The 14885-nt window shown below is 61.4% G+C and carries 11 protein-coding genes; 1 reads left to right on the plus strand and 10 read right to left on the minus strand.

Going from position 1 to position 14885, the window contains the following annotated elements; genetic code table 11:
• Positions 1-16: 16 nt before the first annotated feature.
• The 10 genes from mraY to P3T24_RS35010 all read right to left on the minus strand — a co-directional run bounded on the left by mraY (position 17) and on the right by P3T24_RS35010 (position 13296).
• Positions 17-1186 carry a phospho-N-acetylmuramoyl-pentapeptide-transferase gene (gene mraY, locus P3T24_RS34965; protein WP_074262560.1) on the minus strand — a complete coding sequence of 390 codons (1170 nt, stop codon included), beginning with the start codon at positions 1184-1186 and terminating at the stop codon, positions 17-19.
• A gap of 17 nt (positions 1187-1203) precedes the next feature.
• Positions 1204-2631, minus strand: a complete 1428-nt coding sequence (locus tag P3T24_RS34970) for a UDP-N-acetylmuramoyl-tripeptide--D-alanyl-D-alanine ligase (protein WP_429441343.1) — start codon at positions 2629-2631, stop codon at positions 1204-1206.
• Positions 2628-4187: a UDP-N-acetylmuramoyl-L-alanyl-D-glutamate--2,6-diaminopimelate ligase gene (locus P3T24_RS34975; RefSeq protein WP_429441344.1), complete on the minus strand. Its 1560-nt coding sequence runs from the start codon at positions 4185-4187 to the stop codon at positions 2628-2630. Before P3T24_RS34975 ends, P3T24_RS34970 begins: the two co-directional genes overlap by 4 nt.
• Entirely contained in the window at positions 4184-6052 is a 1869-nt protein-coding gene (locus P3T24_RS34980) for a peptidoglycan D,D-transpeptidase FtsI family protein (RefSeq protein WP_074262563.1), read from the minus strand. The genes P3T24_RS34975 and P3T24_RS34980 overlap by 4 nt, the downstream gene beginning before the upstream one ends.
• Entirely contained in the window at positions 6049-6411 is a 363-nt protein-coding gene (gene ftsL, locus P3T24_RS34985) for a cell division protein FtsL (protein ID WP_429286658.1), read from the minus strand. The genes P3T24_RS34980 and ftsL overlap by 4 nt, the downstream gene beginning before the upstream one ends.
• Positions 6408-7361 (minus strand): 16S rRNA (cytosine(1402)-N(4))-methyltransferase RsmH, encoded by a 954-nt coding sequence (gene rsmH, locus P3T24_RS34990; RefSeq protein ID WP_074262565.1) that lies wholly within the window; start codon positions 7359-7361, stop codon positions 6408-6410. The genes ftsL and rsmH overlap by 4 nt, the downstream gene beginning before the upstream one ends.
• Positions 7362-7376: 15 nt before the next feature.
• The gene (gene mraZ, locus P3T24_RS34995; protein WP_074262566.1) at positions 7377-7805 is read right to left on the minus strand and encodes a division/cell wall cluster transcriptional repressor MraZ; all 429 of its coding nucleotides are present in this window, start codon (positions 7803-7805) and stop codon (positions 7377-7379) included.
• Between the two features lie 453 nt (positions 7806-8258).
• Positions 8259-8885: a 2-polyprenyl-3-methyl-6-methoxy-1,4-benzoquinone monooxygenase gene (gene coq7 / locus P3T24_RS35000; RefSeq protein WP_429441346.1), complete on the minus strand. Its 627-nt coding sequence runs from the start codon at positions 8883-8885 to the stop codon at positions 8259-8261.
• A gap of 488 nt (positions 8886-9373) precedes the next feature.
• Entirely contained in the window at positions 9374-11047 is a 1674-nt protein-coding gene (locus tag P3T24_RS35005; RefSeq protein ID WP_429441348.1) for a long-chain fatty acid--CoA ligase, read from the minus strand.
• 161 nt (positions 11048-11208) lie between these two features.
• On the minus strand, positions 11209-13296 hold the full coding sequence (locus P3T24_RS35010; protein WP_429441350.1) for a molybdopterin-containing oxidoreductase family protein: 2088 nt from the start codon (positions 13294-13296) through the stop codon (positions 11209-11211).
• 169 nt (positions 13297-13465) lie between these two features.
• On the opposite strand from P3T24_RS35010, the gene P3T24_RS35015 reads away from it, so the two are divergent.
• On the plus strand, positions 13466-14659 hold the full coding sequence (locus P3T24_RS35015; RefSeq protein WP_429286660.1) for a M20 aminoacylase family protein: 1194 nt from the start codon (positions 13466-13468) through the stop codon (positions 14657-14659).
• The last annotated feature ends 226 nt before the right edge of the window (positions 14660-14885 follow it).

Here is a 14885-nt window from a genome sequence, read left to right on the forward strand (position 1 = left end):
TTACTTCGACAACGGCTTAACGCAACTTGAGCGTGGACAGACCGAACAGACACAGCATCAACGTGATGATCCAGAAACGCACGACAACTTGCGTCTCTTTCCAGCCGGACAATTCAAAATGGTGATGCAGCGGCGCCATCTTGAAGAGACGCCGGCCTTCGCCATAGCGGCGCTTGGTGAACTTGAACCAGGTGACCTGCAGCATCACGGAAAGCGTCTCCGCCACGAAAATGCCGCCCATGATGAAGAGCACGATTTCCTGGCGGACGATCACCGCAACCGTGCCGAGCGCACCGCCCAACGCGAGCGCGCCGACGTCGCCCATGAACATCTGCGCGGGGTGCGTGTTGAACCAGAGGAACGCGAGACCGGCCCCACCCATCGCGGAACAGAAAATCAGCAACTCACCGGCGCCGGCGATATGCGGAAACAGCAGGTATTTCGAATAGATCGAGCTGCCCATCACGTATGCGAACACACCGAGCGACGCGCCCACGAGCACCACGGGCATGATCACCAGACCATCGAGGCCGTCGGTCAGATTCACCGCGTTGCTTGCGCCGACGATCACCAGATACGTCAGAACGATAAAGCCCCACACGCCGAGCGGATAGCTGATCGACTTGAAGAACGGCAGCATCAGGTCGGCGTGCGGCGGCAGGCCAATTGAGAAGCCGCTACGCACCCACGCCATGAAGAGATCGTAGACGCGCACGTTGCTCGCCTCGGACACGCTGAAGGCGAGATATACGGCGGCGAACAGACCGATCACCGATTGCCAGAAGTACTTCTCGCGCGAGGACATGCCGCGCGGGTCCTTGTAGACCACCTTGCGGTAATCGTCGACCCAGCCGATCACACCGAAGCCGAACGTAACCAGGATCACGATCCAGATAAAGCGGTTGGTCAGATCGGCCCACAGCAGTGTCGAGACCGCGATGCCGAGCAGAATCAATACGCCGCCCATGGTCGGCGTGCCGGATTTGATGAGGTGAGTCTGCGGACCGTCCTTGCGAACGGCTTGTCCCACCTTCATGGCGGTCAGCTTGCGGATCACCGCCGGGCCGCAGACGAGTCCGATCAGCAGCGCGGTGATAGTCGCCGCCACCGCACGGAAAGTCAGATAACTGATCACGCGCAAGAAGCTTGCGTCATTCTGCAGCCATTGCGCCAGCGCCAGTAACATGCTTCGGTCCTTCTATTTCAGTGTGCATCGGGCGCTGCGCCCGGTGCGATGGGTTGTGGACTCGTTACGGCGTCCACCACGCGCTCCATTTTCATGAAGCGCGAGCCTTTCACGAGAAGCGTTGCCGAGGCGTCGAACCCAGCCTGCAGCAGTTGTGCAACCAGCGTGGCGACGTCGTCGACATGATGCGCATCCGCGCCGTAGGCAGAGCAGGCATCGCGCGAGGCGTCACCGAGTGCGTACAGCGCGTCGATGCCGCGCTCTTTGGCGTACGCACCGATTTCGCGGTGAAACGCGGGACCGTGGTCGCCGACTTCGCCCATGTCGCCCATCACCAGCACGCGCGGCGAGGGACGCGAGGCGAGCACGTCGATTGCGGCGCGCATCGAATCGGGGTTGGCGTTGTAGGTGTCGTCGATCACCGTTGCGCCGGCGAGCGCTCCAAGCGCCGCGCGCTTGACCTGCAGACGGCCCTTCACCGCGCCGAACGATTCGAGCCCGCGCTTGATGGCATCGAGCGAGACGCCCGAGGCGAGCGCGGCCGAGGTAGCGGCCAGTGCGTTGTGCGCGTTGTGATCGCCAAGCACTTGCAACGTGACGTCGAGGTGGCCTTCCGGTGTTTCGATGCTCAACTGGTTACCGGCGAAGCTGCCTTTCACGGCGGCTTCGGTTGTGCGACCGTCGTTATTGAGCGCGAAGTCGATGATGCGGTTGCCGGTAGCGGCGACGCGCCAGATGCCTGCGTAGGCATCGTCCGCCGGAAACACCGCGATGCCATCCGGGGTCAGCGAATGGATCACGCTCGCATGTTCGAGCGCGACCGCTTCGACGGTCGCCATGAACTCCTGGTGCTCGCGTTGCGCGTTGTTCACAACCGCAACCGTCGGCTCCGCGATCTTGCCGAGCAAGGCGGTTTCGCCCGGGTGATTCATCCCGAGTTCGACGACCGCCAGTCGATGCGCCGAGGTGAGACGAAACAACGTCAGCGGCAAACCGATGTCGTTGTTGAAGTTGCCTGCCGTAGCAAGACGGAATTCGCTACCGACCGCCGCCGCGAAAATCGACGCGATCATTTCCTTGACCGTCGTCTTGCCGTTACTGCCCGTCACGGCCACGAGCGGCATCGTGAAACGACGGCGCCAGCCGTGGGCGAGCGCGCCGAGCGCAGTGCGGGTATCGGCCACCTTCAGGGACGGGACTTGCCAATCCGCAGGGGTGCGCGTCAGCAGCGCCGCCGAGACATTGCGAGCCGCCACATCGGGCAGGAAGTCGTGTGCGTCGAAACGGTCGCCCTTGAGCGCGACGAACAGATCGCCAGGGCCGGCAGTACGGCTGTCCGTTGAGACCTGCTCGAACGTGACGCCGTCGTCACCCACGACGGTTGCCGACGGAATCAGTGCTGCTGCTTCGCGCAAGGAGAACATCGCGCCACCTCGCCGGGTCATTCGCCACCTCCACGAGCTTGCGTCGCGCGGGCGGCCAGCGCCAGCCGGGCATGATCCTGATCGGAGAAAGCGCGTTTCTTGCCCATGATTTCCTGTGTTGCTTCGTGACCTTTACCGGCCAGCACGATCACGTCTTCGCGCGCCGCGCCGCGGATAGCCTGCAGAATGGCGCTCGCGCGATCTTCGATACGGCGCGCCTTCGACGGGTCTTTCATACCCGCGCCAATCTGGTCGAGAATCTTCTGCGGGTCTTCGCTGCGCGGGTTGTCGCTCGTCATGACCACGCCGTCCGCCAGACGCTCCGCGATCGCGCCCATCAAAGGACGCTTGGTCGCGTCGCGATCACCGCCGCAACCGAACATGCAGATCAGTTCGCCGCCGCGCGCTTCCGCCATCGGGCGTAGCGCTTCGAGCGTCTTTTCCAGTGCGTCCGGGGTGTGGGCGTAGTCGATTACGACGAGTGGTTCGTCGTTCTGCAGGCGGCCGCCGAGCCGTTGCATGCGGCCATTCACCGGCTCCAGCTTCGCCAGTTCGGCAAGCGCGGCGTCGAACGGCACGGCAGCCGCGAGCAACGCACCAAGCACGCCCAGCAGATTGCTGACGTTGAAGGCGCCGAGCGTCTGGACTTCGACTTCTGCGTCACCCCAATCCGAGGTGGTCAGATAAAACGCGGTGCCGGTCGCGGTGGCGCGCACGTCGGCCGCATGCAGCCATGCGTCGGCCTGCGGCGCTGCGGCGTCCGGTGCCTCACTGCGCGTGCCGAGTCCGTAAGCGATGGTTCGTGCGTGGCCTTGCGTGCTGGCGAGCAGGCGCCGTCCGGCTTCGTCGTCGTGATTGATCACGGCACAGCGCAGCCCCGGCCACGCAAACAGACGCGCCTTGGCGGCTTCGTAGGCCTCGAAGGTGCCGTGATAATCGAGGTGATCCTGCGTGAGATTGGTGAACACGGCAATCTCGAACGCGGTGCCGTTCACCCGTCCCTGATGCAAGGCGTGTGACGACACTTCCATGGCCACCGCCCGCGCGCCCGCATCGCGCAACTGAGCGAGGTTGCGTTGCAATTGCGGCGCGTCCGGCGTCGTAAAGCCTGTATGGACAAGGTGGCCGGGCATACCGCTACCGAGCGTGCCGATGATGGCGCAAGGCGTGCCGAGCGCGCTCAGCGCCGCCGCGATCCACTGGCTGCACGAGGTCTTGCCGTTGGTGCCCGTGACGCCGACCACGCGCATCGCATCGCTCGGGTCGCCGTACCAGCCGCTCGCAATCGATCCTGCCAGCTCGTTCAGCGCGGGTACCGCGCGCGCCAATGCCGGATCTGGCGAACCCGTGAAGTTCTCCGGTTGAAACAGCACGGCAGCCGCGCCGCGCTCAATCGCGCTTTCAATGAATGGGCGATTATCAGCGCCGTCGACGGCATAGGCGAGGAATACATCGCCCGCGGCAAGCGAGCGCGTATCTGCGTGCATATGGGCGCCTGGCTGCACGCGAGCGTGCAGCCAGGTGAGGGCGTCGGCGATCTGCCGGTGCGCTGGATGCTTCGAACGTAGCGCACTCATCGGACTACTCCCGGATGGCTTTTCGCATTGGCCGCGATGGTCATTTTCTTGGCGCCGCCACTGGTGGACAGCTTTTTCGCCGCCGGAGGCGGCAGCGTCGGCGCGGCGGGGGCGACCGGCGCCGAGTCGTCCGATACCACCATCTGCTTGACCGGCATGTCCGGCGGAATATTGAGCGAGCGCAGGGTGTCGCCGGCGATCGCCGAGAACACCGGGCCCGACACCTGGCCGCCGAAGTGGCTGCCGGCGGTCGGTTCATCCACCGAGACAGCGACCACGATGCGCGGATTCGGCATCGGCGCCATGCCGACGAACGAGGCGCGGTACTTCGATTTGTCGTAGCCGTGTGCGCCGTGCTTGTACGCCGTGCCGCTCTTGCCGCCTACGCGATAGCCCGGCACGGCCGCATCCGGCGAGGTGCCGCCCGGCGCAACCACGGTTTCGAGCATCGCACGCACTTCACGCGCGGTGACCGGCGAGAAAATCTGCGGACCGTTGACCGGTTGATCTCCCGGGTTACGGAAAATCGTCACCGGCAGAATTTCACCGTCGTGAGCAATCGCGGTGTAGGCGCGCGCCAGCTGGAACAGCGAAGCCGACAGGCCGTAGCCGTACGACATCGTCGCCTGTTCGATACGACGCCAGCTCTTCCACGGACGCAGATGGCCCGCGGTCGCGCCGGGGAAACCGATCTTCGGCGCCTGGCCAAGACCGATGCTCGTATACATATTCCACATCTCTTCGGGCTTGAGCGTCATGGCGATCTTCGTCGCGCCGATGTTGCTCGATTTCTGAATCACGCCGCCGACCGTCAGCACGCCGAACGCGCTGTCGTCGGTGATCGTCGCGCCATCGAGATTGAAGTGGCCCGGCCCCGTGTCTACCAGTGTAGTCGGCGCCACGCGATGCAGATCGAGCGCGAGCGAGATCGTGAACGGCTTCATGATCGAGCCCGGTTCGAACTCGTCCGTCAGCACGCGATTACGCAGCTGATCGCCGGTCAGATGAGTGCGGTCGTTCGGGTTGAAGGTCGGATAATTGACGAGCGCCAGCACTTCGCCGGTGCGCACGTCGATTACCATCGCCGCGCCGGCCTTGGCCTTGAATTTGTCGACCGCGGCCTTCAGGTTCGTATAGGCGATGTACTGGATCTTGCTGTCGATCGCCAGATCCACGTCCTGGCCGTTGTGCGGCACGACCTGTTCGTCGACGTCTTCAATGACGTGCCCCATCCGGTCCTTGATGACGCGGCGGATGCCCGGCATGCCTTCGAGCAGCTTCTGGTCGCCGAGCTCGACGCCTTCCTGACCTTCGTCCTCGACATTGGTGAAACCGATCAGGTGGGCGGCAATCTCGCCTTCCGGATAGAAACGCTTGTATTCGTCGCGCTGATAAACACCGGGAATGTCGAGCGCGGTCACCTGCTCGGCGATGTCGACCGGCACCTGACGTTTCACGTAGACGAAGTTCTTGTCCTCGGACAGCTTGGCGCGCAGTTCAGTATTCGACATCCCCAGCAGCTTGCCGAGCGCAGTCAGTTTGTCGGCGCCGAGATCGTCGGGAACGGCTTCGGGAATCGCCCAGATGGCGCGTACCGGCAAGCTCGTTGCGAGCACAAGGCCGTTGCGGTCGAGAATCTTGCCGCGCGTAGCCGGCAGCTCGAGCGTGCGCTGATAGCGGCTTTCGCCTTGCTTCTGATAAAACGCGTTGCCCGGACCCTGAATCCAGAACGCGCGGCCGGCCAGCGCGACGAACGCCATGAACAGCATGAACACGACGAGCTTCGAGCGCCACATCGGCAAACGCACGGACAGGATCGGGTTCGACGCGAACGCCACACTCTTGCGGGTTGAACTCTTTTTCATCGCGCGCTCCCCTGACGGGTGACGTGCGGGGCCGACGCCGTGGCCGGCGCGGGCGCCGACGTCGGTACCGGCGCATCTTCAGCCGTGGCGGCGCCCGGGGAGAGCGTCAGATATTGAGTGCGGCCGGTGGTGACGGCCGCCATCTTCAGCGAATCCGTCGCAATCTGCTCGATGCGCGAGGTTTTCGACAGTGCGCTCTGCTGGTATTGAAGCTGCGAATAATCCTGCTGCAACTGACGCTCCTGCGACTCCGCGCGCTGCAACTGGATAAAGATCTGACGCTGCTGATTCGTCGCGTTAACTACAGATAATGCACAGCCCATTACAACAATCAGCAGAAAGATATTGAGGCGGCTCATGGCGCGATACGCTCCGCCACACGCATCACGGCAGAACGGGCGCGCGGATTCGCGGCGACTTCAGCGTCGCTCGCGAATACGCGGCCGATGATTTTGAGCGGCGGGCTGGGCAGGTCGACGGCACGGATCGGCAGACGGCGATCCACCGCCGGAGCACTGGCGTGCGCCTGCATGAACCGTTTGACGATCCGGTCTTCGAGCGAATGAAAGCTGATCACCACCAGCCGCCCCCCTTGCTCCAGCAGCGCTAGCGCCGCTTCTAAAACGACTTGCAGCTCCGCAAGCTCTTGATTGATGTGAATCCGTATAGCCTGAAAGGTGCGGGTTGCCGGATCCTTGCCCTTCTCACGGGTTTTGACGACGTTAGCCACGATTTGGGCAAGCTCGCCCGTGCTGACGAGAGGCCCAAGACGGTCGGACTCTGCCCGGCGAGCAACAAGCGCCTTTGCAATCTGAAAAGCAAACCGTTCTTCCCCATAATCTCGTATTACCTCCGTCAATTCCTGCACCGTGGCCCGCGCCAGCCAGTCAGCAGCAGATTCGCCGCGCGTCGGGTCCATCCGCATGTCGAGTGGGCCGTCGGCGCGGAAACTGAAACCCCGCTCCGGATCGTCGACTTGCGGCGACGACACGCCCAGATCCAGCAACACCCCCGACACCCGCCCTACCCCACGCTCCGCAACCGCGTCGCGCAGTGAAGCAAAACTCTCGTGCACGATCTCGAAACGCGGATCGGCGATTTGCTGAGCCGTGGCGATGGCTAGCGGATCCTTGTCGAATGCGATCAACCGCCCCGACTCACCCAGCTTGCCCAACACCGCGCGGCTATGTCCGCCGCGACCGAACGTGCCGTCTACATAGACGCCGTCCGGGCGCTTGATCAACGCTTCGACCGCTTCTTCCAGCAGCACCGTGCGATGCTGCAACTCGTTTCCCATCGCAGGTGCCATATATGTGAGCCGCGATCAGAACGTGAAATCTTTTAACGCTTCGGGCATGCCCTCAGCCATTGCCGCCTGTTCCTTGGCGGCGTATGTTTGTGCATCCCACAGTTCGAAGTGGCGGCCCATGCCGAGCAACGTCAATTCTTTTTCCAGCCCGCCAGCCGTGCGCAATTCCGGCGACACGAGCACGCGCCCTGCGCCGTCCATATCAACGTCCATTGCGTTGCCGAGGAAAATGCGCTTCCACCAGGTCGCGTTCATGGGCAGCTTGTCGACCTTGTCGCGGAAGATCTCCCATTCCGGGCGCGGAAAGAGCAACAGGCAACCGTCCGGGTGCTTGGTGATCGTCACCCGGCCCTCTGCCTGTGTCTGCAGCGCATCCCGATACCGAGAGGGAATAGACATCCGCCCTTTCGCATCGAGCGTCAGCGCCGACGCCCCTTGGAACACTTCTCTCTCCCTTGTCGACTGGAGTTGGCGCTTTAGCGCCTACTCCAGTCCCATGCAGCTTGCTGCGGTCGACCAGAGTTGGCGCTTAGCGCGCCAACCACCCGATCCGTGAAAATCTACCTGAAACCATCTGTGAGATCACACAAAAATACACTTTCTCACACTGTCTCCCACTTTAGAGGAAGCCCCAGGAGGGGTCAAGGGAGATGCGTGGTTTTTTAACGAAATTTGTTTGTTAGAACAAGGACTTAGCGCGACTCTTTCAAGTCAGGCCTAAAACAGAAAACCGTTATAAATGAATGGACTAGTGCAACTTGTGAAGGTGATACGTGAAAAGTCCCGGGGAAAGGCGTGGAATCTAAGCGATCTGCGGCGGGGGATTAAACGAATCAGCGGAGGGTTTGAGGCGATTGAACGGACGGCGCACGCTGCACCGTCCCACTTCCACAGCGATTAAACGTAGTAGGCAGTCCGGGTCATGATTTTCGACGCCGCGCGCATCAGGACGCGAGCGGGAAAAGGCAGTTCGACACCGCCCGCATCGATCGCGGCTTTACCGTGCGCGGCCTCGTCGGTGCGCATCTGTTCGACGATCGCGCGAGACTCGAGATCCGCCTCTGGCAGCTTCTCGAGATGGCTGTCGAGGTGCTGCTCCACCTGACGCTCGGTCTCGGCCATGAAGCCGAGGCTCACACGATCTCCGAAGCGTCCAGCCACCAGACCGAGCGCAAGAGCACCTGCATACCAAAGCGGATTCAGCAGACTGGGACGCGAGTCGAGTGCTTCCAGACGGCGCGCGGTCCACGCGAGATGGTCCTCTTCTTCGCGAGCTGCACGCTCGAAGGTCTCTTTCAAGGCGGGAGAACGGGTGGCCAGTTTTTGCGCCTGATAAAGCGCCTGGGCACACACCTCACCGACGTGGTTCACACGCATCAGGGCGGCCGCATGCTCACGCTCGGCCGGCGACAGCTCCGGCATCTCCGCCACCACGGGCGGCACAGGCACTGGACGGCTCATCCGCGATACGCCTGTCATTGAACGTAAACCCCGATCCAGCTCGGTAATCAATTCATCCAGCATCCAGCCCTCCCGGTTCGACACATCAGCCCGGATCTTCCGGAGGTCCGTGCGACGTGCGTCTGCAAAGCAACTCGCGCGTCGGGACTTCCGTTAAGGGCTGATTTCATGACTATTTTTCAATTTTAGACCATGTTGCGTAAACGAAACAGCTACGTACCGAGCAACCTGCTTTTTCTTTGCGCAGGGTATCCCTTTTGTTACATTAGCGACGAACCTCTCGCGAGGGTAGAAAAACAAAGCGACCAAAAAACAAAACGCACCGGGTTAACAAGTCGTAATAAAGCTGTACATCCTAAAGGCGCCTTCGGGCGCTTTTTTTTGTATGGAAGTTTGTTCGACTGAAGTGGGAGAAAGGTAGCGCCGTTGGTGCCGCCTCAGGCTTCGCGCAAATAGAAACGGCCCGGCGAGATTTACTCGTCGGGCCGTTCTTCTTTTGATCAGGCTGGCTTCGCTAGTCGGCGCTACATGCGGTCAAGACAAGACACGCCTCACGCGCGGCCGTCGCGTAATTCCCGCCGCAAGATTTTGCCCACATTGCTCTTCGGCAGTTCCGTGCGGAACTCGATAATCTTCGGCCGCTTGTAGCCGGTGAGCTGTTCCTTGCAGAAAGCGAAGATGTCCGCGTCGGTCAGTGCCTGATCCTTCTTGACGATGAACAGCTTCACCGCTTCGCCCGAATGCTGATCCGGCACGCCAACCGCAGCAACTTCAAACACGCCAGGTAGCTTGGCGACGACGTCTTCAATCTCGTTCGGATAGACATTGAAACCGGACACCAGAATCATGTCCTTCTTGCGGTCGACAATCTTCACATAACCCGCGTCGCTCACCACGCCGACGTCGCCCGATTTGAAGAAGCCGTCCGCGGTCATCACCTTGGCGGTTTCATCCGGACGGTTCCAATAGCCGGCCATCACCTGCGGACCGCGGATGCAGATCTCACCCGGTTGACCGAGGGGCACCTCGTTATTGTCGTCGTCGCGAATCGAGATCTCGGTCGATGGCAATGGCAAACCGATCGTGCCGCTGTACGAAGTAACCGACACCGGATTGCAGGTCACACACGGCGACGTCTCCGACATGCCGTAACCTTCGACGATCGGCGTGTGCGTCCTTTCATACCAGCGCTTCGCGACGGCTTCCTGAACAGCCATCCCCCCACCATTGGCGACGAGCAGCTTCGAGAAGTTGAGCTTGTCGAAATCGGGATGGTTGAGCATCGCGTTATAGAGCGTGTTCACCGCCGGAATAGTGGTGATCGCATAACCTTGCAGCTCCTTGATCATGCCACCGATGTCGCGCGGATTTGGAATCAGCACGCCAAGCCCTCCGGTACGAACGGTGAGTAGTCCACATACCGTCAAGGCGAAGATGTGATACAGCGGCAGCGCGACGACGGTGATGAACTGGTCGATGTCGTCTCGTCCCTCGCGCGCCGGGTCGAGCCAGACTTGCGACTGCAGGACGTTGGCAATCAGGTTGCGATGGAGCAAGGTGGCGCCTTTCGCGACGCCGGTCGTGCCACCGGTGTATTGCAGGAACGCGACGTCGTCCGGCCCTTGCTTGACCGGCTTGAACTCCTGGCGAGCACCCTCGGCAATCGCTGCATTGAACTTGATGTGCCCCGGCAAGCTCCACGCCGGCACCATCTTTTTCACGTGACGTACGACGAAGTTCACGATGAGCCCTTTCGCGCCCATCAGATCGCCCATCGCCGCGACCACCACATGCTTGACGGCCGTATTGCGCAGCACCGCCTGGAGCGTCACCGCGAAATTCTCGAGCAGGATGATGGCTTCGGCGCCGCTATCCTTGAGTTGATGTTCGAGCTCGCGCGGCGTGTAAAGCGGATTCACGTTCACCACCACGTATCCCGCGCGCAAGATGGCTGCGATCGCCACCGGGTACTGCAGCACGTTGGGCATCATGATCGCGATACGCGCGCCCCGCGCGAGACCTTTGGACTGGAACCACGCCGCAAGCTTGCGCGACAGGGTGTCCAGTTCGCCATACGTTATCTGCTTCCCCATGCAGACGAACGCAGGCTTGGTCTGATATTCACGAAAGCTTTCTTCGAACAGTTCGGCAACGGACGAGTACTGACTCGGATCGATTTCTGCTGGAACGCCGGGCGGATATGATTTCAGCCAGATTTTTTCCATGCGGCGTCTCCTCCTTTATTTTCGAATGGTCGTGCTAAACGGGCATCGTAGCATGCGCTCTACTCTGCCATTTGCGAATGCACGTAGGTTAGATGCCACCCTCCAACACGGCTCGCACTCAACGGCGTGCTGTGACGGAGGCAGGTGTCGTGCGATGCGTCTCAAAGGCTTGCAACGCGCTCGACCTCGACGAGGCAATCGTAGAAGGTGGCCGAACCGCCAAGGTCTGTCAGCGCCTGGCTCGTCACCTGATTCGCGTTGCAGCCGTCGGGGGCGAGTTTTTTCCACCAGATAGAAAGTCCGACTACGAGACCTTCCCGCGCCTTGTCGGTGACCCGGGCGCGGGCCTGCATCGAACCGCGGTCGTTGAAAACGCGCACGAGGTCGCCGTCGATAACCTCGCGCCGGCTCGCGTCGATGGGGTGAATGTCGAGATGCGGCTCGCCTTCGGTCGAGCGCAAACTCTCCACGTTGACGAAGGTGCTGTTCAGGAAATTGCGGGCCGGCGGCGAAATCATCGCCAGAGGAAAACGGGCCGCGAGTTCGGGGGCGCCGTCGGCGGATTCGTAGGGTGGCAAATAGTCGGGCAACGGATCGAGTCCTTGCTGTGCGAGCCGCTCGCTAAAAAATTCGCACTTGCCGGAAGGAGTGCGGAACCCGCCTTCGGCAAAGGGAGCATCAGGCAGATTGAGCTTCGCCCAGCCGCTCGCTTTCAGGGACACCCAGTCGACACCTGCGAATACCGGGTCGCTCCAACGGAACGCGTTTGCGGCCACGCTCTCGTCCGTCTCGAACAGCGCCGGCTCCTGCAGGTTCATATGGCGGGCGATGCCGCGGAAGATTTCAGTGTTGGGCCGGGCCTCGCCTACCGGTTGAATCGCGGGCAGGTTCGCCATCACGTGCGTGTGCCCGTAAGACTTATGCAGATCGAGATGTTCTAGCTGCGTGGTCGCGGGCAGCAGCAAGTCGGCGTAGTCAGCGGTGTCAGTCTGAAAATGCTCGAGGACGATCGTAAACAGATCCTCCCGCGCAAAGCCGGCCGCAACCCGCTGCGAGTCCGGTGCAACAGCAACCGGGTTCGAGTTGTAGACGATCACCGCTTCGATCTTGGGACCGAATTGGGCGTCGCCGGGATGCAGCAATGCGTCGCCAATCGCATTCATATTGATCACGCGCGGCTGGTGCGACGGCCAACCGGGGATCAGGTCAGGACGTTGCAGCGCGTGGGAATCGACTGGCGCCCAGCCTGACGAAGAGAGCAACGCCCCGCCGGCGCGCTCGCGCCACGCGCCGGTCAACGAGGGCAGACAGGCGATGGCGCGCACCGCATTGCCCCCGCCGCGTACTCGTTGCAAGCCGTAATTCATGCGGATCGCGGCCTTTCGGGTTCTACCGTAAAGGCGTGCGAGGTCGACGATCGTCTGCGCATCAATACCGCAAATCCGGGCTACGCGAGCGGGTGGGTAGTCCAGCGCGCGCGCCTTCAGTTGTTCAAAGCCCAAGGTATGTTCGGCGATATAGGCGTGATCGAGCCAATCTTCGGTGATCAGCACGTTCATCATGCCGAGGGCAAGCGCACCGTCGGTGCCGGGTTTGAGGGCGATATGCTGATGGCATTTTTCCGCCGTCAGCGAGCGGTATGGGTCAATCGCAATCAGACGCGCACCGTTGCGTTTGGCCTCCTGCGCACGGGTCCAAAAGTGCAGATTCGATGCGATCGGATTCGATCCCCAGATCAGAATGAGTTCGCTCTCGGCGAAGTACTCCGTCAGCATGCCGAGACTCGCACCGTAGGTGTACTTCAGACCAGCCGCGCCGGCCGCCGCGCAGATCGTACGGTCCAATTGGGATGCGCCCAGCTTGTGGAAGAACCGCTGGGCGATGCTGTCGCCCTGGACGAGGCCCATCGTTCCGGCGTAGCTGTAAGGAACGATCGCCTCGGGAGCGCGGCTCGCAATTTCCGATAGACGCGCGGCCGCGAGTCCAAGCGCCTCATCCCAACTGATCGGCTCAAAGCGGCCCTCACCTTTGGCGCCGACGCGGCGCATCGGCTGCGTAAGGCGGCGCGGATGATGTACCCGCTCCGCATAACGGCTGACCTTGGTGCACAACGCCCCTTGCGTCGGCGCATGATCGGGATCGCCAACCACCTTGATCGCCCGACCATGCTCGACTGTCACGCGCATCGCGCAGGTGTCCGGGCAGTCATGCGGACACACGGCGCGGGCAAATTCGGTCGGGGCATTCATGGGGAGATCCGTATAAAGGACAACTTGGCACGAAATGCAATTTTATTACGTCCGTGGTCGCCCGCACTCTCCCGCGCCGCCAAAAATGCGGGTGGGCGTAGAATTGATCATCACCGAGCCCGGGCGAATAGCCTCGAGCAACTCAATGCATATCGAAGCACATCGCACCATGAAACTAATCCCCGAAATCCAGGCCGCACACGGCGAAATACAAACCCTCCGACGAACCATTCACGCGCATCCGGAACTGCGCTACGAAGAGACCCAGACTTCCGATCTTGTCGCGAAAAGTCTGACTGAGTGGGGTATCGAGGTCCATCGCGGCCTCGGTAAGACCGGTGTCGTGGGCATTCTGAAGCGCGGCAGTAGCAATCGCTCTATCGGATTGCGAGCCGACATGGATGCGCTACCGATCCAGGAGATCAACAGCTTCGAGCATCGCTCTCGTCACGACGGGAAGATGCACGCCTGTGGACACGATGGGCATACGGCCATGCTATTGGGTGCCGCTCGACACCTGGCCAGGCATGGCGAGTTCGACGGAACGATTGTGTTCATTTTCCAGCCGGCCGAAGAAGGCGGTGCAGGCGCGCAGGCGATGATCGACGATGGTCTGTTCACGAAGTTTCCCGTCGATGCTGTGTTCGGGATTCATAACTGGCCGGGTATGCCGGCTGGGCAATTCGGCGTGACCGAAGGCCCGATCATGGCGTCGAGCAACGAATTCCGCATCGAAATCACAGGCGTAGGATCACACGCGGCGATGCCGCACAACGGTCGCGACCCTGTTTTCACCGCGGTGCAGATCGCCAACGGACTGCAGGGCATCATCACGCGTAACAAGAAGCCGCTGGATACGGCGGTACTGTCGATCACGCAGATTCACGCAGGCGATGCGGTGAACGTCGTTCCTGATCGAGCCTGGATGGCGGGCACTGTACGCACGTTCACGACGGAAACGCTGGACCTCGTCGAAGCTCGTATGCGGACGATTGCAGAGAATATTGCTGCGGCTTACGACTGTTCGGTAAATATCCGCTTCCATCGCAACTATCCGCCTACGGTGAATAGCAGCGAAGAGACGCGCTTTGCCGCGTCGGTCATGAAGGAGGTTGTGGGGGCAGAAAACGTTGACGACGCCGTGGAGCCAACAATGGGCGCCGAGGACTTTTCGTTCATGCTGCTCGCCAAGCCGGGTTGCTACGCTTTCCTCGGCAATGGAGGGGGCGGGCATCGCGATGCCGGTCATGGTGCCGGACCCTGCATGCTGCATAACGCGAGTTACGATTTTAACGATGAGCTTTTGCCGATTGGGTCGACGTATTGGGTACGGCTCGCGCAGAAGTTTTTGGCGTCCAGGTAGTTTGGTGGGTTTGGTTTGTTGCGGGCGGGGCACGCTCTCCGCTCGCCCGAGCGGTATCTGGCACTAGGTGGCCTGCGCGCTTCGATGGGCGTAAACGCAGAAACCCCACCTTTGCGGGGTGGGGTTTCTGATGCTGCTAGGGAGCCTGACGATTACCTACTTTCACACGGGTAATCCGCACTATCATCGGCGTGGAGTCGTTTCACGGTCCTGTTCGGGATGGGAA

The sequence above is a fragment of the Paraburkholderia sp. GAS33 genome, from assembly GCF_050436645.1.
GTDB classification, from domain to species: domain Bacteria; phylum Pseudomonadota; class Gammaproteobacteria; order Burkholderiales; family Burkholderiaceae; genus Paraburkholderia; species Paraburkholderia phenazinium_B.